This is a genomic window from Streptomyces cynarae (assembly GCF_025642135.1).
Classification (GTDB): Bacteria; Actinomycetota; Actinomycetes; order Streptomycetales; family Streptomycetaceae; genus Streptomyces; species Streptomyces cynarae.
In genome coordinates this window covers 7,176,187-7,195,273 of record NZ_CP106793.1, presented here as the reverse complement: position 1 = coordinate 7,195,273, position 19,087 = coordinate 7,176,187, and the positions used below count along the sequence as shown (strand labels likewise).

14 protein-coding genes are annotated in these 19,087 nt (G+C 70.0%); 9 read left to right on the top strand and 5 right to left on the bottom strand.

Annotation, left to right across the window (positions count from 1 at the left end):
• The first annotated feature begins 51 nt into the window (after window positions 1-51).
• The gene (locus N8I84_RS32640; RefSeq protein WP_263233003.1) at window positions 52-1,539 is read left to right on the top strand and encodes an MFS transporter; all 1,488 of its coding nucleotides are present in this window, start codon (window positions 52-54) and stop codon (window positions 1,537-1,539) included.
• Window positions 1,540-1,868: 329 nt separating this feature from the next.
• Window positions 1,869-3,695, top strand: a complete 1,827-nt coding sequence (locus tag N8I84_RS32635) for an AMP-dependent synthetase/ligase (RefSeq protein ID WP_263233002.1) — start codon at window positions 1,869-1,871, stop codon at window positions 3,693-3,695.
• A gap of 81 nt (window positions 3,696-3,776) precedes the next feature.
• On the opposite strand, the gene N8I84_RS32630 is transcribed toward N8I84_RS32635, so the two are convergent.
• The gene (locus tag N8I84_RS32630; RefSeq protein WP_263233000.1) at window positions 3,777-4,562 is read right to left on the bottom strand and encodes a polysaccharide lyase; all 786 of its coding nucleotides are present in this window, start codon (window positions 4,560-4,562) and stop codon (window positions 3,777-3,779) included.
• A gap of 622 nt (window positions 4,563-5,184) precedes the next feature.
• Between N8I84_RS32630 and N8I84_RS32625 the strand changes: the two genes are divergently transcribed.
• Both N8I84_RS32625 and N8I84_RS32620 read left to right on the top strand, forming a co-directional pair.
• Window positions 5,185-6,021: an aldo/keto reductase gene (locus N8I84_RS32625; protein ID WP_313884309.1), complete on the top strand. Its 837-nt coding sequence runs from the start codon at window positions 5,185-5,187 to the stop codon at window positions 6,019-6,021.
• A 172-nt stretch (window positions 6,022-6,193) separates the two neighbouring features.
• Window positions 6,194-6,886: a glycoside hydrolase family 75 protein gene (locus tag N8I84_RS32620; RefSeq protein ID WP_263232998.1), complete on the top strand. Its 693-nt coding sequence runs from the start codon at window positions 6,194-6,196 to the stop codon at window positions 6,884-6,886.
• Window positions 6,887-6,968: 82 nt separating this feature from the next.
• Here the strand turns inward: N8I84_RS32620 and N8I84_RS32615 are convergent, their stop codons facing one another.
• The gene (locus N8I84_RS32615; RefSeq protein ID WP_263232997.1) at window positions 6,969-7,841 is read right to left on the bottom strand and encodes a class I SAM-dependent methyltransferase; all 873 of its coding nucleotides are present in this window, start codon (window positions 7,839-7,841) and stop codon (window positions 6,969-6,971) included.
• A 123-nt stretch (window positions 7,842-7,964) separates the two neighbouring features.
• Between N8I84_RS32615 and N8I84_RS32610 the strand changes: the two genes are divergently transcribed.
• Window positions 7,965-8,741, top strand: coding sequence for a phytanoyl-CoA dioxygenase family protein (locus N8I84_RS32610; protein ID WP_263232996.1), 777 nt, complete (start codon window positions 7,965-7,967; stop codon window positions 8,739-8,741).
• Window positions 8,742-8,770: 29 nt separating this feature from the next.
• On the opposite strand, the gene N8I84_RS32605 is transcribed toward N8I84_RS32610, so the two are convergent.
• Together N8I84_RS32605 and N8I84_RS32600 are read right to left on the bottom strand one after the other, a co-directional pair.
• Window positions 8,771-10,486 (bottom strand): glycoside hydrolase family 6 protein, encoded by a 1,716-nt coding sequence (locus N8I84_RS32605; protein ID WP_263232995.1) that lies wholly within the window; start codon window positions 10,484-10,486, stop codon window positions 8,771-8,773.
• 52 nt (window positions 10,487-10,538) lie between these two features.
• Window positions 10,539-12,014, bottom strand: coding sequence for a cellulase family glycosylhydrolase (locus tag N8I84_RS32600; RefSeq protein ID WP_263232994.1), 1,476 nt, complete (start codon window positions 12,012-12,014; stop codon window positions 10,539-10,541).
• A 269-nt stretch (window positions 12,015-12,283) separates the two neighbouring features.
• On the opposite strand from N8I84_RS32600, the gene N8I84_RS32595 reads away from it, so the two are divergent.
• Both N8I84_RS32595 and N8I84_RS32590 read left to right on the top strand, forming a co-directional pair.
• A complete protein-coding gene (locus tag N8I84_RS32595) occupies window positions 12,284-15,199 on the top strand; it encodes a glycoside hydrolase family 48 protein (RefSeq protein ID WP_263232993.1) in 2,916 nt (971 codons plus the stop codon).
• A 412-nt stretch (window positions 15,200-15,611) separates the two neighbouring features.
• Window positions 15,612-16,919: a vanadium-dependent haloperoxidase gene (locus N8I84_RS32590; protein WP_263232992.1), complete on the top strand. Its 1,308-nt coding sequence runs from the start codon at window positions 15,612-15,614 to the stop codon at window positions 16,917-16,919.
• Between the two features lie 67 nt (window positions 16,920-16,986).
• Here N8I84_RS32590 and N8I84_RS32585 read toward each other — a convergent pair whose 3' ends face one another.
• Complete coding sequence (locus N8I84_RS32585; RefSeq protein ID WP_263232991.1) at window positions 16,987-18,093, bottom strand: helix-turn-helix transcriptional regulator; 1,107 nt, start codon at window positions 18,091-18,093, stop codon at window positions 16,987-16,989.
• Between the two features lie 40 nt (window positions 18,094-18,133).
• Here N8I84_RS32585 and N8I84_RS32580 point away from each other — a divergent pair, with 40 nt between their 5' ends.
• Both N8I84_RS32580 and N8I84_RS32575 read left to right on the top strand, forming a co-directional pair.
• Entirely contained in the window at window positions 18,134-18,610 is a 477-nt protein-coding gene (locus N8I84_RS32580; protein ID WP_263232990.1) for a hypothetical protein, read from the top strand.
• The gene (locus tag N8I84_RS32575) at window positions 18,610-19,071 is read left to right on the top strand and encodes a hypothetical protein (RefSeq protein WP_263232988.1); all 462 of its coding nucleotides are present in this window, start codon (window positions 18,610-18,612) and stop codon (window positions 19,069-19,071) included. The genes N8I84_RS32580 and N8I84_RS32575 overlap by 1 nt, the downstream gene beginning before the upstream one ends.
• Window positions 19,072-19,087 lie beyond the last annotated feature (16 nt).

Sequence of the window (19,087 nt, the reverse complement as noted above, 5' to 3'; positions counted from 1 at the left end):
CGCGCCCATCGTACGAACGTCTCGCACACATCGGACAGAAAGCAGGGGGACATGCGTACATGGGGGCCGCTCACGGCGGTGTGCCTGGGCACGTTCATGTTGTTGCTGGACGTGACGATCGTGGTCGTCGCGCTTCCGGACATGGCGCGGTCGCTGCACACGTCGCTGAGCGATCTGCAGTGGGTGGTCGACGGGTACGCGCTCGCGCTGGCCGCCCTTCTTTTGGGAATGGGGGCCGCCGCCGACCTTCTGGGACGTCGCCGGGTGCACGTCGTGGGTGTGGTGCTGTTCGCGGCGGCGTCGCTGCTGTGCGGGCTCGCCTCCGGGCCGGTGGCACTGGTGGCGGCGCGTGCGGTGCAGGGCGTGGGAGCGGCGGCGATGTTCGCGACGACCCTGCCCTTGCTCGGCTCGGTCTACCAGGGGCGGCAGCGGTCGGCGGCGCTCGGGGTGTGGGGCGCGGTCAGCGGTGCCGCAGCGGCGGTCGGTCCGGTGCTCGGCGGGGTGCTCACCGAGGGCCCGGGCTGGCGGTGGATCTTCTTCGTGAATCTGCCGGTGAGCGTGCTCGCGGTGGCGCTGACCCTGCGCGTGGTGCCGGAGTCGCGGGGTCCGCGCGGAATGAGCGTCGACTGGGCGGGCACGGTCACCTTCGCCGCCTTCGCGGGCGGCACCACGTACGCGGTGGTGCGGGCCGGGGAGGACGGCTGGACCTCGTCGCCGGCGCTCGGGGCGTTCGCGCTGGCCGCGCTGGCCCTGGTGTGCTTCGTGCTGGTGGAGCGGCGGGTGGCGCATCCGCTGCTCGACCTGTCGCTGCTGCGCAAGCCGGCGTTCGTGGGCGTGATGGTGGGGGCGCTCGCCTTCAACGGGGTGGCGTTCGGTGTGACGCCGTACCTCTCGATCTGGATGCAGACGCTGCTCGGGATGAGTCCGGTGCGCGGCGGGCTCACCCTGCTGCCGCTGACGGTCGCCGCCATGGTGGTCGCGGTCCTGGCCGGGCGGCTGCTGCACGGGGCGCCGGCGCGGCTGACCATCGGGGGCGGGCTGCTGCTGACGGCGGCGGGGTGTCTGTGCCAGGCCGTCCTGGACGCGGGCTCCGGCTGGGTGGTGCTGGTGCCGGGCTTCGTCCTGGTGGGCGTGGGCACCGGGTTCGTCTCACCCACCGTCGCCGGGGCCGCGCTGGCCGCGGTAACACCCGAGCGGGCGGGCATGGCCGGGGGTGCGGTGAACACCGTGCGGCAGCTCGGGTACGCGCTGGGGGTCGCCGTCTTCGGTACCGTCCTGACCTCGCGGATGGGCGACACGCTGCCGCACGAGGCGGCCCACACCCTGGCGGGCGGCGGAGCCGGGGCTCTGCGCGGCACGTTCTCGGGACACGCCCTGCGCACCGCCTTCGCCTCGGGACTGAACGCGGCGCTCGTGACGGCCGGCGTGGTGGGGCTGGTCGCGGGGGCGGCCGTGCTGGTTCTGGTGCGACAGCCGCGGGACCGAGTGACAGGATCGGCGCCGGGGACGCAGAAGAAGACAGTGGTACGGCAGGGATGACCGCCGGGGGCGGTGGCCTGCGGAAGACCCCGGCCACCGCCCCGCCCTACTCGCCAGTAGGGCGTGCGGCGCGGTAATCGCCCCGTACAGATTCCGTGGAGATTACGGAACCGGAACCTACGCCGCCGTAAGCGATTCTGTCCGCCCCTTCCCTTTGTGCTCGCATTTTCCATGGCTGACCTGTGCGTTTGTGAGAGGTTCCGGGGTTTCCAGCCCTCTCCCGCCCGACCCCTGGGTGGGGTAGCTTTCACGGCGCTGTGCGGAGCGCCACCAGTGAGCCTGACCGGCTGGAGCACCCCGCAGGCGAACCAAGGAGCCGGGAGCGGGGATTGCGCGAGTTCACCAACCCTCCGTTGGCGTCGGCGCCGCCGGTGGGCGGCCTGGCCGATGTCGTCTTCGAGTATGCCCGGGAAGATCCGCTCCGTGTCTCCCTCGGCCGCAAGGACGAGCAGGGCCGGTGGCGCGATGTGACCGCCGCCGAGTTCCGCGACGAGGTGATGGCGCTCGCCAAGGGACTGCTGGCCCAGGGCGTCCGCTTCGGGGACCGCGTCGCGATCATGTGCCGTACGCGCTACGAGTGGACCCTCTTCGACTTCGCGCTGTGGGCGATCGGCGCCCAGGTCGTCCCCGTCTATCCCACCTCGTCGGCCGAGCAGGTCTTCTGGATGCTGCACGACGCGCAGGTGGTGGCCGCGATGGTGGAGCACGAGGACCACGCGATGACCGTCGCCACGGTCATCGACCGGCTGCCGCAGCTGCGCCGGCTGTGGCAGCTCGACGTGGGCGCCGTGCAGGAGCTGTACGACGCGGGCGCGCACATCGAGGACGAGGTGGTGCACCGGCACCGGCAGGCCGTCACCCCGGAGACGGTGGCCACCGTCATCTACACCTCCGGCACCACCGGCCGCCCCAAGGGCTGTGTCCTCTCGCACGGCAACTTCATGTTCGAGGCCGACACGGTCATCGAGCGCTGGGAACCGGTGTTCCACTCCAAGCGGGGCGACGAGGCGGCGACCCTGCTGTTCCTGCCTCTGGCGCACGTCTTCGGGCGGATGGTCGAGGTCGCGGCCATCCGCGGCCGGGTCAAGTTCGGCCACCAGCCGCAGCTGAACGCGGCGGCGCTGCTGCCCGATCTCGCCGCGTTCAGACCGACGTTCTTCCTCGCCGTGCCGTACATCTTCGAGAAGGTGTTCAACGCGGCCCGCCGCAAGGCCGAGAAGGAGGGCCGCTCCGGGCCGTTCGAGAAGGCGGTCGAGGTCGCCGTGAAGTACGCGGACGCGATGGAGGCCAAGGCGTGGGGCACCGGCCCCGGCCCGTCGGCGGGCCTGCGCATGCAGCACCAGTTCTTCGACAAGGTCGTCTACTCCAAGATCCGCGCCGCGATGGGCGGCCGGGTACGGCACGCGATGTCCGGCGGCTCGGCGATGGACCGCCGGCTCGGCCTGTTCTTCGCGGGCGCCGGCGTGCACATCTACGAGGGCTACGGGTTGACGGAGTCCACGGCGGCGGCGACCGCCAACCCGCCCGAGCGCACCCGCTACGGCACGGTCGGCCAGGCGATCCCCGGCACCACCGTGCACATCGCGGACGACGGCGAGATCTGGCTGCGCGGCGCCCATGTCTTCCAGGGCTACCTCAACAACCCCAAGGCGACCGACCAGACCCTCCACGACGGCTGGCTCGCCACCGGCGACCTGGGCTCACTCGACGAGGACGGCTATCTCACGATCACGGGGCGCAAGAAGGAGATCCTGGTGACCTCCGGCGGCAAGAGCGTCTCGCCCGGGCTGCTCGAGGAGCGCGTACGGGACCATCCGCTGGTCGCGCAGTGCATCGTCGTCGGCAACGACCGCCCCTATGTCGCCGCGCTCGTCACACTGGACTCGGAGGCCGTGGAGCACTGGCTGCAGATGCAGGGCAAGCCGAAGCTGTCCCCGGCCCAGATGGTGCGCGACCCGGACCTGGAGACGGAGGTGCGGCGCGCGGTGGTCGCCGCGAACACGCTGGTCTCACAGGCCGAGTCGATCCGTACGTTCCGCATCCTCGCCCACCAGTTCACCGAGGAGCACGGGCTGCTCACGCCGTCGCTGAAGCTGAAGCGCAAGGCCATCGAGAACGCGTACGCGAACGAGGTCGAGGCCCTGTACCGGACCTGAGCCGGCACAGCGCCCCTCCCGCTCGGACCGGGCACTCGATGCGCATCGTTCTGACGGGGTTCTCCAGGCCACCGCCGCTCGTCAAGCCAGTTGGTAGCCGCGGAGATCGGTGATCAGGAGGTAGGTGTCCTGCAGGGACCCTGAGGTGTCGCCCAGGGAGCGGTAGATGCCCCACTTGGGCCGCACCCGGTCGGCGAGGAAGGTGTCGACGCCTGTCTTCGACTTGTCGATGACAGTGGTCGAGCCGCTCTTGAGGATCCAGCGGACCGAGCCCGACGAGCCGTCGCCGACCTTGATCTGGAAGTCGACGTCGGTCCATTTGTCGTGCAGCGGCTCCAGGTTGGTCCGGCCGACCAGGATGTCGTCGATCGCCAGCTTCAGCTCGATGGTCTGCACGCCGTTCACGCGCCGCAGCGACTGCACGACGATCGGGGAGGTGCCGGTGCCGGGCTGCTTCATCTGCATGATGTGGGTGAAAGTGGTGGTCGCCTTCAGGGAGCCGGGGATGTACATCGAGTACGTGATCCGCCAGGTCTGTCCCTCGGTCCACTTGAGGTAACTGCTGCTGCCCGTGCGGAGCCCGGTGACCTCCTGGCGCTGCCTGTCGGTCGATGTGTCGCGGTCGACCGTGTGCATGTTGAAGCGCCAGTTGTCGCCGGTGGCGAAGATGTGCGGGTGCCCGGCCGGGTGGGAGTCCGCGCGGTCGTCCTCGACGGTCTCGAAGGCGCCGAGGCCGTCGTCCCTCGCCGAGGGGGACCACTTCAACCGCCAAGAGGCCGCTCGCGCCGTGGCCGTCGGCAGACCGACCGCCGCGGCCGCCGTGCCGCCGAGGGCCGCGTTCAGCAGGGTTCTTCTGGTGGGGTTCATGACTGTTCACCTCGCTGCGCAGGGATGTGTCGTACCGAGCTGCTCGTTCGTGATCGGAAGGCGCCCAGCCCCGTGGAGGCCGTCGGTGGCCAGGGGGCGGGTGACGTGGTCCGCATGCGGTGGCGGTACGCGTGCGGTACGGCTCGGCGGCCTCCCGGCCGGGGAGCCGGACCGGCCAACTCCCGTGCGCATGCGAGGAGTTGCCCTCCGCGGGTCACCATGCCCTGGCGCCCCGGTCAGTCAGGGGCGGCCTGCCGGGCCCCTTTCCTCCGATGTTTCTGCAGAGCCCTGTCCCAGCGGACAGGCTCTGTACGCCTTGTCGTTCATGTGTGCGTACCTGCTTTCCAGCGAGTGGGGGGTCGGGGAGCCCGGGCAGAGCCAGGCAGGCAGGCGCGTTGTTCACATGTATGCACTGAGTTCAGCAATGCGTTCGGTGCCGCGATACAGAGTCGCGGGCCGGCGTGACTCGGTCAATGGTCCGGACCGATGAGGTCGGATCCATTTCCGGCCAATGTGCGGTTGCCGTCGAGACTCGACGGGGAACCCGCCGGTGAGGAATGCACGTAAGGTGGTGATCGTTGACGATAGGAGCACCACCCGACGACTGAAGGATCGAGAGCTCGTGAGCAGCAAGGTCCCCCCGATCATCCTGAACAACGGCGTCGAGATGCCCCAGCTGGGCTTCGGCGTCTGGCAGGTGCCGGACGCCGAGGCGGAGAGCGCGGTCACCACCGCCCTGGAGGCCGGATACCGCAGCATCGACACAGCGGCGATCTACGGCAACGAGGAGGGCGTCGGAAAGGCTGTCGCCGCGTCCGCCATCCCCCGCGAGGACCTCTTCGTCACCACCAAGCTCTGGAACAGCGACCACGGGTACGACGCCACGCTGCGCGCCTTCGACACGTCGCTGGAGAAGCTCGGCCTGGAGTACGTGGACCTGTACCTGATCCACTGGCCGCTGCCGTCCCGGGGTACGTTCGTCGAGACGTACAAGGCCTTCGAGAAGCTGCACGCGGACGGCCGCGCCCGGGCGATCGGCGTCTCCAACTTCCTTCCGGAGCACCTCGAGACGCTGATCGAGGCCACCTCCGTCATCCCGGCGGTCAACCAGATCGAGCTGCACCCGCACCTGCAGCAGCACGCCGCCCGTGAGTACCACGCGGAGCAGGGCATCGCGACCGAGGCCTGGTCGCCGCTCGGCCAGGGCAAGGGCCTCCTCGAGGTGCCGGCGATCGTCGCCATCGCACAGAAGCACGGCCGCACCCCGGCCCAGATCGTGCTGCGTTGGCACGTGCAGCTCGGCAACATCGTGATTCCGAAGTCCGTGACCCCGGCCCGGATCAGGGAGAACATCGAGGTCTTCGACTTCTCACTGGACACCGAGGACATGGCGGCGATCAGCGCGCTGAACGAGGATCGCCGCCTCGGCCCGAACCCGGCCACGTTCGACATGGGCTGACCGAAGACTGAACGACGCGCCCCGGACCGCCGCGACGGCGGCTCCGGGGCGCGTCGCTGTCCGCCCAGGGCACTGAGGGCGAGAAAGACAGGGACTTGACGCGCGCATGCAGACGGGTCCACCTTGTACGGCACCCGGTAAGGAAACTTTCCTAACAGAAGGGTACCCCACAGTGCGCACTCGACCACTGACCCTCGCCGCGGCCGCCGGCGCCGCACTCCTCGCCACCGCCCTGCTCCCCGCGAACGCCTCCGGAGCCGCCCCCAGGAACGCGCAGGAAGGCTCGGTCAGCGCGGCCGACCTCCTCGCCAAGGTGACGTCCTGTTCGCAGATATCGAACGGCAAGTACAAGACCGACGACGAGACCTCGGCCACCGTCCCCGTGTGCGGCAAGAACGGCGCGGTGTTCTGGAAGGCCGACATGGACGTCGACTGCGACGGCCAGGTCACCGGCAAGTGCAACGGCGACACCGACCCCTGGTTCCAGGACGACACCGCGTTCCACCAGTCCGACGGCAAGCCGCTGCGCGCCGACTCGCTGCCGTACGTCGTCGTGCCGAGCGCCGGCAGCATCTGGAAGTACTCCAGCTCCGGCATCAAGGGCGGCGGCGTGGTCGCCGTGATCTACAACAACAAGGTCGAGTACGCGGTCGTCGGCGACACCGGCCCCACGAAGATCATCGGCGAGGCGTCCTACGCCACCGCGAAGGCGCTCGGCATCGACCCCGACCCGGCGACCGGCGGTGCGGACTCCGGCGTGACGTACATCCTGTTCAAGAACTCCCAGGTGTCACCGATCGAGAGCCACAGCGCGGCGGTGTCCCTCGGTGAGTCGCTGGCCAAGCAGTTCATTCGGAACAACTGAGCCCGTGATGCCGGGCGCCCGCCACAGGACGCCCGGCACACGCCCGTCGGGCCGGCCGATCGGTCGTGGGGCGCTCTCCAGGTCAAGCCTTGACGGCCGTGTGCATGGTGTGCGCTTGCAGCACGTAGATATCCGGGCGGTGGTACAGGCTCGCCTTGTCGTCCGGGTCCAGGAGGCGGTCCAGGGTCGCGCGGTCCGTCGCGTCCAGGCCGTCCGCGAGCTTGTCGCGACGGCGCTGGAACTCGGCGACGACACAGCTGCGGGCCTCGTCGGAGAGCGGGGCGGAGAGCTCGAACAGGAAGGTGCGGGTCACCGGTACGCGCAGCCCGACGGAGGTCATGAGCGCGGCCCAGTCCTCGGTCTCCGCGACCGCGCCGGGCAGCTCCTCGCGCATCACGGTGAACCGCTCGGTCTCCACCGCGTCCAGCCGGGCCTCCAGACCGGGGCGTCCGATGCCGATGTCACGGGGGAGCCAGCGCGGGGGCAGGCCGCCCTCCAGCAGGGCCAGGACCCCGCCGGGAGCGAGACGATCCGCGAAAGCGGCGAGTGCCGCGCGCTGGTCACCGAGGTGGTGCAGGCTGCGACTCGCCCACAGCAGGTCCACCGGGTACTCCAACTCGTCGAGGGCATCCGGGAGTTCACCGGCCAGAGTGGTGAAGCGGTCGGCCAGCCCCAGCCGGGCGGCCCGCACACGGGCGCGTTCCAGCAGCGGCTCGGAGCCGTCGGCCGCCACGACCCGGGCGTCGGGGAAGGCCTCGGCGAGGACGCAAGTGACGGCTCCCGGTCCGCTGCCGGCGTCGACGATCAGCCCCGGCCGGGCACCGCGCTCTCCCAGCCAGCCCGCGATCCGCCGGTACATGGGGGTGAGCAGTTCGGCCTGCGACTCCAGCAGCGGGGCCATCGTGGCCCAGTCCACGTCGGCGTGCGCGTGATGGTCGTGGTGCTCGTGCGCCATGGTGGTCACCCTCTCTTCTCGGTGCCGTCAGCCTGCGCCGACGCACCGTGAGGGGGCCACTTCTGTTGCCGGTACGGCAAAAACGGGGTGCGCCACCGCCGACCGGTCGCCGACGATGGCCCCATGGACGACCGGATGGTGCAGCGCTTCATCGAGGACGGATTCGTCAAGATCGAGGGCGCTTTTCCGCCGCGGGTCGCGGAGGACTGCGCCCGGCTGCTGTGGAAGGAGACGGGCTACGACCCCGACGACCCCGGCACCTGGAAGGACCCGGTGGTCTGGGTGGGCGGCATGGCCCAGGGGCCGTTCGCGGCAGCGGCCAACTCCGGGGTTCTGCACGAGGCGTTCGACCTGCTGGTGGGTGAGGGACGCTGGGTGCCCCGCTACTCCCTCGGCAGTTTTCCGCTGCGATTCCCGCACGGGGAGGAGCCGGACGACGCGGGCTGGCACATCGAGGGGAGTTATCTGCCCGAGGGTGTCGAGACCCGCTGGTACCACACCAACCTGCGCTCGCGCGATCGCGCCCTGCTGATGCTGTTCCTCTTCTCCGAGGTGACCGAGCAGGACGCGCCCACCCGCATCCGGGTCGGCTCGCACCTCGACATCCCGCCCGTCCTTGCGCCGTACGGCGAGGAGGGCGTGTCCATGCTGGAGATCGCCCCGCAGGTCGTCGGGGCCTCCGCGCACCGCCCGCTCGCTCACGCCACCGGCAGCCCCGGCGACGTCTACCTCTGCCACCCGTTCCTGGTGCACGCGGCCCAACCGAACCACGGCATCCGTCCCCGCTTCATGGCCCAGCCGCCACTGGTACCGGCCCTCCCCTACGAGCTTCAGCGGCCGGACGGCGACTACTCACCGGTCGAGTCCGCGATCCGCCGGGGTCTGTCCCTGGAGGGCTGACCCCGGCGGATCACCTGGGCGTCATCGCGTCACGGCAGAGGCGGGTAGGCGTTCTGCATGAGCTGCCGGAACTGGGCCGAGAACCAGTGCCCGGACAGCGGTGCGTTCGGCAGGGCGCCCGACATGTTGTTGTTGTTCCGTGCGTTGCCCGTGTACGTCGGGTCGCACATCCGGTCGAAGCCCTTGCCCTCGTCGTTCGGGATCGCCGAGCTGGAGCCGTCGGACTCCCCCGGCGGCTTCATCCACACGTAGGCGTCGATACCGGCGGCCGGATTGGCCTGCGGGCGCTCGCCGAGTCCGGCGCCCGCCTGGTTGCACCAGTTGCCGGTATTGATGCGCCGGTCGTAGCGACCGCCGTTGACGTACGCGTCCACGTCCGTCCTGGGACCGGGTCCGGTGGGCCGTGCCGAGCCGCCCCAGCCGTTCCGGGACGTGTCGATCAGCATCCCGATGTTCGAGTTGAAGCCAACCGAGACGAGCTTGTCCCGGAAGGCCTGCGCGTACGACAGCTCGTCGACGTACCGGTTCCAGTCCACCCACTTGGACTGGCGCACCGACGTGCCGTTCACGGTGTCGTTGATGGTGAAGTTGTCCTCCTTCAGGGCGCTGTAGTTCGCCGTGTTGGTGATGAAGCCCGCCACGTCGTCGACCGTCGCGCCCTCGCTGGTGGCCGCCTGCTTGAGCAGGTCGGCCGTCGGGGCGAAGTTGTCGTCCCAGCCGAGCCAGCCGTGGTGCCCGGCGTCCACGTAGTTGTAGACGTTCGGGATGGCGCCGAGTTTGGCGAGCGCGTAGCCGACGCCCTTCACGTAGTTGCCGTTGGCCTTCATGGTGTCGCACTGCGGAACGGCCGTGGCGCGGCTGCCGGTGTTGGTGATCAGGTTCGGCAGCGAGTCGAGCTCGACGGTGGTGACGATCCTGAGGGAGGCGTACTTGGGGTCGGAGAGGATCGCCGCGATCGGGTCGATGAACTGCGTCTTGTACTTGTCGATCTCCGTCGGGCCCAGCTCGCCGTTGGACGCCAGGGCTGAGCAGTCCCGTCCCGGCAGGTCGTAGACGACGAGTTGCACGACCTCCTCGCCGCTGCCCTTCTGCTTCAGCGCCTCGTCGAGGTGCGCGCGCAGGCCCATGCCGCCGTTCACGCCGTTGATCGCGGCGATGCGGTCGAGCCAGACGCCGGTGGGCTGGTTGGAGACGCGGGTGCCGCCCGGCTCGGCGGCGGCGTGCGCGGACCACTCGGGGTTCACGTACACCTTGGCGCCCGCGTACGGGTTGTCGACGCGGCTGCCCGAGCCGCCGCCGCTGCCGCCTCCCGTTCCCCCGCCGTTGCCGCCGCCCGCGTCGACGTTGCAGGTGGCCCCGTCGAGCGTGAAGGTCGCCGGGACCGCGTTCGTGCCGCTGTAGGAGGCGTTGAAGCCGAAGCTGACCGAACCGCCGGTCGCCAGCGAGCCGTTGTAGCTCTCGTTGGCGGCGGTGACGGCGGCCCCACTCTGGCTGATCTGCGCGTTCCAGCCGCTGGTGACTTTCTGGTTGCCTGCGTACGACCACTTCACCGACCAACTCGACTTGGCGGTCGAGTTGTTGGTGACGATTACGGCGGCGGTGAATCCGGTGTCCCACTGGTTCTGCACCTTGTAGTCGACGGTGCAGGGGACGGCGGCGTGCGCGGGGGTGGCGACGACCGCGGTGCCGGTCGCACCTGCGACGAGGGCGAGGGCGGCCAGTAACGATGTTCTCGTACGACTCATGAGTGCGGGTTCCTGTCTGGTCGTGAACTGTGTGGACTGCGAACTGGGTGGACTATCCGTTGAGGGCGCGCAGGTGGTCGCGCAGCCCGATGCCGTACGACGTGGGCGTTCCGTCGTAGTTGGAGATCAGGGACGGCCCGGAGGAGCAGTCCCAGGTGTTCCAGGTCCAGCCGAGGTAGGACAGGTTCCGGTCGTCGAACCACTTCATGACCTGGTCGACGAACCCGTGCGAGCAGGTGTTCTCACCGATCTCCCCTGCCACCAGCGGCACCTGGGCCGCGACCGGGGCGAGCGTGGAGTTCCAGCAGCTCTCGCTCGAACAGGTGTTGAAGTTGTAGACGTGGTAGGCCGCGACGAGATTGCCCGCCGGGTCGCTGGGCCGGTACGTCAGCCACTGGCTCAGGTCGTTGGAGTACGCGAGCCCCCCGGCCAGGATCACGTTCTCGGCCCCGGTGGAGCGCACCGCGTCGACCAGGTCCTGCATGCCGGCGACCTCGTAGGAGATGCCGGGGCAGGTGCCGCCGTCCTTCCAGCACTTCCAGGCGTCCGTCACGCTGGAGGTCGCCCGGTCCGGATACGGCTCGTTGAACAGGTCGAACGCCACCGCCTGGTCGTCCTTGAACGTGTCGGCGACCGACGACCAGAAGGACGGGGTGTACTGGGCGTCCGGCATCGGCTTCTGGCAGGTGGCGTGCACGTCGGAGCAGCCCGCCGAGTTGCCGGTGTACTGGCCGTGGGTCCAGTGCAACTCGACGATCGGCGTCATGCCGCGCGCCTCCACGCGGGCCACCAGGTCCTTGACGGCCTTGATGTAGTCGGCACCCGCGTACTCCGGCTTGACGTTGGAAAGACCCAGCCAGCACTCCTCGTTGAGCGGGATGCGGACCGCGTTCGCCTTCCAGTCGGCGATCGCCTTGATCGCAGCGTCGTCCACCGGGCCGTCGAAGATGCCGTAGCCCTGCACGCACATGAACTCGCCGCCGGACCGGTTCACGCCGAGCAGGCGACGGGCCTTGCCGGCGGCGTCCACGAGCTTGTTGCCCACGACGTGCAGGGCCGGGGCCGATCCGCTCGCCGGGGGCTCGGTCGGGGGCGGCGTGGGCGTCGGTTCGGAGTCGACGTTGCAGGTCGTCCCGTTGAGCTTGAACACCGTCGGGACGGCGTTGCTCCCCGACCAGGAGGCGAGGAACCCGGCGCTGACGCTCGCGCCGGTTGCCAGCGAGCCGTTCCAGCTCTCGTTGGTCGCGGTCACCGTCGTACCGGACTGGGACCACTTGGCGTTCCAGCCCTGGCTGACCTTCTGACCGCCCGCGAAGTCGAAGGTGAGCGCCCAACCACTCACAGCTGCACGGTTGTTGGTGATCTTGACGGCGCCTTGGAAGCCGCTGTCCCACTGGCTCGTGACGGAGTACTCCACAGTGCACGCGGGTGCGGCGCCCGAGGCCGTGACCACCGGGACGACCACGCTGCCGACGACGGCGACCGCGCCGGCCACGAGTAAGAGCGCTGAACGAGGGGGGTGTCGCATGAGCGAGTCCTTGCAGCTCGGGCGCGCCCCTGACGGACGCGTCGACTGATGGAGTCGCTCCCACTGGTGCCGGTGAAGGTAGCGCCAAGTGACGGCAAAGAACAGAGGAGCCGCTGACTTTCCTTCAGCGGACCGTGTCGAATCTTTTCGACTCTTCAAGCACCTTGACCCCTCTTGACCCCCTCTCCAATATGGGAGCGCTCCCACTGGTTCAAGGCTTGTTGCTCCTCCCCCCACCTCTGCTCCGAGCCGCAAGGAGGAACCAGCACATGGCCCAAAGACGCAGACGCCGCGTGGCGCGGCGGCTCTGGACCGCCGCCGTGGCGGCCCTCGCGCTCCCCGTGACGATGCTCGCGAACGGCACGACTCCCGCCCATGCGGCGGCAGTCCAGTGCAGCGTCGACTACAAGACCAACGACTGGGGCTCCGGCTTCACCGCGGACCTCACGATCACCAACCGGGGCACCGACGCCGTCAACGGCTGGACGCTGACGTACGACTACACGGGCAACCAGACGCTGAGCAACGGCTGGAGCGGCACCTGGTCCCAGTCCGGCAAGTCGATCACGGTGAAGAACGCGTCCTGGAACGGCACGATCGCCGCCGGGGCCGCCGTGAACACGGGCGCCCAGTTCACGTACAGCGGCACGAACGCCACGCCGACGAACTTCGCCGTCAACGGTACGACCTGTGCGGGCGCGCACCAGCCGCCGGTCACCGTGCTGACCAGCCCGGCAGCCGGCGCGGTCTACACCCAGGGCGACGCTGTTCCGCTCGCCGCGACGGCGGCCGCCGCCGACAACGCGACGATCAGCAAGGTCGAGTTCTACGACGACACGACGCTGCTCGGCACGGACACGAGCACGCCCTACTCGCTCTCGGTCTCAAGCTTGACCGTGGGCAGTCACTCCCTCGTGGCGAAGGCGTACGACAGCCTGGGCGCGTCGGCGGAGTCCACGCCGGTCGGCATCACGGTCGCCTCGGGTCCCGCCGTGGCGGCCTCGCCGACCCAGCTCGGCGTCCAGCAGGGCAAGACGGGCACGTTCGGCGTCACGCTGTCGAAGCAGCCGAGCGCGAACGTGACGGTGTCGGTCGCCCGCACGGACGGCAACACCGGCCTGTCCGTCACCGGCGGCTCCTCGCTCACCTTCACGCCGTCCAACTGGAACACGGCCCAGACGGTGACCATCACGGCGGACGCCTCCGGTACCGGATCGGCCACCTTCACGGCCTCCGCGACCGGTTACACCAAGGCCACGGTGACCGTCACGGAACTGGCGGCCACGAAGGCGTACGACGCCCGTTTCCTGGACCTCTACGGCAAGATCACCAACCCGGCGAACGGCTACTTCTCCCCCGAGGGCATCCCGTACCACTCGGTGGAGACGCTGATCGTCGAGGCGCCGGACCAGGGCCATGAGACGACGTCGGAGGCGTACAGCTATCTGCTGTGGCTGCAGGCCATGTACGGGAAGGTGACGGGCGACTGGTCGAAGTTCAACGGCGCCTGGGGTCTGATGGAGAAGTACATGATCCCGACCCACGCCGACCAGCCGGCCAACTCCTTCTACAACGCCTCCAAGCCCGCGACCTACGCCCCCGAGCTGGACACACCGAACGAGTACCCGGCCAAGCTCGACACGTCGGTCTCCGTCGGCTCGGACCCCATCGCCGGCGAGCTGAAGAGCGCGTACGGCACGGACGACGTCTACGGCATGCACTGGCTGCAGGACGTCGACAACGTCTACGGGTACGGCAACGAGCCCGGCAAGTGCGAGGCGGGCCCGACCGCCACCGGACCGTCGTACATCAACACCTTCCAGCGCGGTCCGCAGGAGTCGGTGTGGGAGACGGTGCCGCAGCCGACCTGCGACTCCTTCAAGTACGGCGGCAAGAACGGGTACCTCGACCTGTTCACCGGCGACTCGTCGTACGCCAAGCAGTGGAAGTTCACCGACGCTCCCGACGCCGACGCGCGCGCCGTGCAGGCCGCCTACTGGGCGGACGTGTGGGCCAAGCAACAGGGCAAGGGCGGCGATGTCTCCGCGACCGTGGGCAAGGCCGCGAAGATGGGCGACTACCTGCGCTACGCGATGTACGACAAGTACTTCAAGAAGATCGGCAACTGCGTCGGAGCCTCGTCCTGCCCGGCGGGCACCGGCAAGGACGCCTCGCACTACCTGCTGTCCTGGTACTACGCCTGGGGCGGCGCCCTGGACACCTCCGCGGGCTGGGCCTGGCGCATCGGCTCCAGTCACGTCCACGGCGGCTACCAGAACCCGCTCGCCGCGTACGCGCTCAGCTCCTACGCCGACCTGAAGCCCAAGTCGGCCACGGGCGCCTCGGACTGGTCCAAGTCGCTGCAACGGCAAATGGAGTTCTACCAGTGGCTGCAGTCCTCCGAGGGCGCGATCGCGGGCGGCGCGACCAACAGCTGGCAGGGCCGGTACGCGACTCCGCCGAGCGGCACCTCCACCTTCTACGGCATGTACTACGACTGGCAGCCGGTCTACCACGACCCGCCGTCCAACCAGTGGTTCGGCTTCCAGGCCTGGTCGATGGAGCGGGTCGCGGAGTACTACCAGCAGACGGGGAACGCCACGGCGAAGGCGGTTCTCGACAAGTGGGTGAAGTGGGCGCTGTCCAAGACCACGATCAACCCGGACGGCACGTACCGGATTCCCTCCACGCTCCAGTGGTCGGGCCAGCCGGACACCTGGAACCCGTCGAGCCCGGGCTCCAACGCCGGGCTGCACGTCACGGTCGCCGACTACACCAACGACGTGGGCGTGGCCGCGGCGTACGCCAAGACGCTGACCTACTACGCCGCCAAGTCCGGTGACGCGACGGCGAAGTCCACGGCCAAGGCGCTGCTGGACGGCATGTGGAGCAACTACCAGGACAACCTGGGCATCGCCGTCCCGGAGACCCGCGCCGACTACAACCGCTTCGGCGACACGGTGTACGTGCCGAGCGGCTTCAGCGGCACGATGCCGAACGGCGACGCGATCAACTCCTCGTCCACCTTCACGTCGCTGCGGTCCTTCTACAAGAACGACCCGGCCTGGTCGAAGATCGAGGCGTATCTGAAGGGCGGTGCCGCGCCCTCGTTCACGTACCACCGGTTCTGGGCCCAGGCGGACATCGCCCTCGCCATGGGCTCGTACGCGGAGCTCCTCGAATAGCCCCGCCAAGCGCTCCACGCGAAGGGCGGTGCTACGGCTGCGGGCCGTCTGCGGCTGGTCGCGCGCCCCTGAAGGGGCGCGGTGGTTCACCGCGCTCCGCCGGAACCGCTTGAAAGCTCCGGGTGCGCGGCCTCGTCACCTGCCGACGAGGCCACCTGGCCGGGCGGCCCTCACCCGCACGGGGGGCCGCCCGGTCGTCACGCCCTCCTCCGTGCAGGAAGGACCCCACCGTGCGAAGAACCCGCATCCTCACGGCCGTCCTGGCGCTCGCCGCCGGCCTGCTCGCCGGCACCCCGCCCGTACCGGCCGCTCCCGCCCCCAGCCCGGCGCTTGACGACCGGGGCGTGTGCCGTGCGCACGGCACACGCCCCCAGCGGCGTGACCATGCGCACGCCGGATGGTTATGCCGGTCATGGAAGCTTCTCGTTCCCGCAGGTCCGCCGCCCTCGGCGCCGTCACCTCACTCCTGCTCCTCGTCGTCACCGTCCTGGCCGGGTCCCCGGCGACCGCCGCCCGTCACTCGGTCCCTTCGGCGGACCCCGCGGCGATCCGCGCATGGAACTCCATCGCGACCGACACCATCGCCGCCAACCTCGGCCCCTCCCGCCCATCGGGGCAGGCGGTCGTCTGGCACGGGTTCGTCTCGGCCGCCGTCTACAACGCCGTGGTAGGCATCCGGGGCGACTACGCCCCGTACAAGGGGCAGGAGCGCGGCCCCTCCACCGCATCGCCCGAGGCGGCGGCCGTGGCCGCCGCGCACCGTGTCCTGCTCACCTACTTCCCCGCGTCCCGGGCCGGGCTCGACGCCGCCTACGCAGACTGGCTCGCCAGGATTCCCGACGGCGCGGCGAAGACACAGGGCGTGGACTTCGGACAGCGCGCCGCCGACCGTCTCATCACCCTGCGCGAAGGCGACGGCCGGGACGCGCCCGTGCAGTTCACCACCCCGCCGGCGCCCGGTGTCTGGCGGCCCACCCCGCCCGGCCACCTGCCCTTCATCGACCCCTGGCTCGGCAGGCTGCGCCCGATGCTGCTGCTCTCCCCCGACCAGTTCCGTCCCGGCCCGCCGCCCGCCCTGCACTCGGCGCGCTATGCCCAGGACCTGAACGAGGTGAAGAGCATGGGCGCGAAGACCGGCTCGCCCCGCACCGCGCTCCAGACCGAGACGGCCCTGTTCTTCGGGGGCAGTCTGGTGACACAGATCCAGGCGGCGCTCAGGGACTACACCGACCGGCACCACCTGGGCATCGCCGAGACGGCACGCGTGTTCGCCGCGGCGAACACGTCGGCGACCGACGCCGTCATCACCGCCTGGGACGCCAAGCTCCGGTACGCGCGCTGGCGGCCCATCACCGCCGTCCAACTGGCCGACACCGACGGCAATCCCGCGACCCAGGCCGACCCGCAGTGGCAGCCGTTGCTCCTCACGCCGCCGCACCCTGACCACCTCAGCGGCCACACCACGGTCACCGGCGCGGTGACCCGGACCCTCAGCGGAATCCTCGGCACGACACGGCTGGACCTGAACATCCCGTCCGAGATCACCGGCACCACCCGGCACTACGCATACGCCGACCAGCTCGACCAGGACATGATCGACGCGCGTGTGTGGGCCGGAATCCACTTCCGCTCGGCGGACGCGGCCGGGGCCCAGGCGGGCAAGCGGATCGGCACCTGGGCGCTGACCCACTATTTCCAGCCGCTGCGCCCGCACCGCTGATCCGGGGCGCGTGTCGTACCAGCGACGCGCCCCCGGAAACGCCGGGGCACGGAGATCGAACAGCAGATCACCGAGAAGCCGGGCCCCGCGGGCTCAGGCCGCCTGACGGCGATGGCCGGTCAGGCGGCCTGAGCCGTGTTGCAACCGGCCCCCGCACCCCAGCTTCTTCATCGGCAGCAACATGCCCACTCCGCCCCGACCCACCGTCTACACACCCTGAGCCCGGCGACGGCTCGTACCTCCGCACCAGCTCGGACACCGTCCGGGCGATCCGCCGGCGCAACTCCTCGGGTTCCAGGACCTCGATGTCCGCGCCCAGGCTCAGGAACTCGCCGTGCGCGTGCTCGACGGACTCGATCGGTACGGTGGCCAGAGTCCAACCGTCGGCCGTCTCACGGCCGTTGGCTTCGACCGCCCTTGCCGCCGATCCGGTGAGCCGCGCCCCCGGGGCCAGCCGGACGACCGCCTCGCCGCGGTACAGCCGGTCGTGGAAATCCCGTTGGTACGCCGCCCAGTACGCGGCCAGATCGAAGTCCTCGGGGACGGTGAACTCCTCGTCGCTCGAACTGAGATCGAGGATCTGGTCGACGCGGAAGGTGCGCGGTCCCGGCCCGGCGACGACGTACCAGCGCCCCGCCTTCAGTACGAGTCCGTACGGCTCCAGACGGCGCTCCACATCGGTGGGCTCGCGCCAGCGCCGGTACAGGACGTGCAGCACGCGGCTGTTCCAGACGGCGGCCGCGACGGCAGGCAGAAACGGGGCCTCGTCGGCGTCCGCGTACCAGCCGGGGGCGTCCAGGTGGAAGCGGGCGCTGACCCGGTCGGCGTGCACGCGCAGTTCGGGCGGCAGTGCGGCGCGGACCTTGAGCTGGGCGGCGGCGAGGACGGAGCCCAGTCCGAGTGCGGCGGCCGGCCCTGGCGCGCCGGACAGGAACAGGGCTTCGGCCTCGCCCGCGGTCAGTCCCGTGAGGCGGGTGCGGTAGCCGTCGAGCAGCCGGTAGCCGCCCGCGTGCCCGGCGTCGCCGTAGAGCGGAACGCCCGCGGCGTGCAGCGCCTCGACGTCCCGGTAGACGGTGCGCACCGAGACCTCCAGCTCCTCGGCGAGCTGGGCGGCGGTCATCCGGCCGCGGGTCTGGAGCAGCAGCAGGATGGAGACGAGCCGACTGGACTTCACTGACACAGGATGTCAGGGAACCGGCCTTAGCGTCCCTGGCATGGCCTTCAGGGAGAAACTCCTCACCGTGCCGCCGCCGATCGAGGTGGCGGGCCGTTGGATCAAGCGCTACCACGTCACAGCCGACCCGGCCGGCATCGCGCCGGACGTCGAGAAGGCGGCGTACGCGATGCTGCCCCAGCTGCTGCCCGAGCCGGACGCCACGCCGCCCGCGACGTTCGTCGTGCTGCACCGGGGCGAGGACGACGGCGCCTATCTGAACGCGTACAGCTGGGTGTGGGACAACGTCCTGCACTTCCGTGGCGCGGCGGCCGGCCAGCCCGTGCTCGGCTGCCCGGACCGGGACACCGCTCATTTCGTCCTGACCGAGCGACCGTGGATCGGCTGCGTCTGGGAACTGCCGCCGGTTCTGCACGAACGGGACGCCTGGGTACGGCATCTGCTCGCACCCGACGTCCCTGATCTCAACGCCTACCTGACCGATTCGCTGCCCGAGGGCACGACAGGAGACCGCTGATGAGCAGCCCGCACGACTTCGACTTCCTCCACGGCGAGTGGCAGGTGCTCAACCGCCGCCGGACCGACTTCCTCGACCCCGGCAGCCACTGGGAGGAGTTCACGGCGACGAGCCGTTGCCGGCCGCTGTTCGACGGGGCGGCGAACATCGACGAGATCGACATGCCGCACCTGGGGTCGAAGGGGCTCACCCTGAGGCTGTTCGACCGGGAGACCGAGCAGTGGTCGCTGAACTGGTCCTCCAGCACCAGCGGAAAGCTGTTCCCGCCCGTGATCGGGCGGTTCGACGGCGACCGGGGTGAGTTCCACGGCGACGACACATACGACGGCAAGGACGTGCGGGTCCGGTTCGTGTGGTCGGGGGTCTCGCCCGCCGCCGCCCGCTGGGAGCAGGCGTTCTCGGTGGACGACGGGGAGACCTGGGTGACCAACTGGGTCATGGAGTTCAGCAGGCGCGCCTGAGGCCACCGGGCCGCCT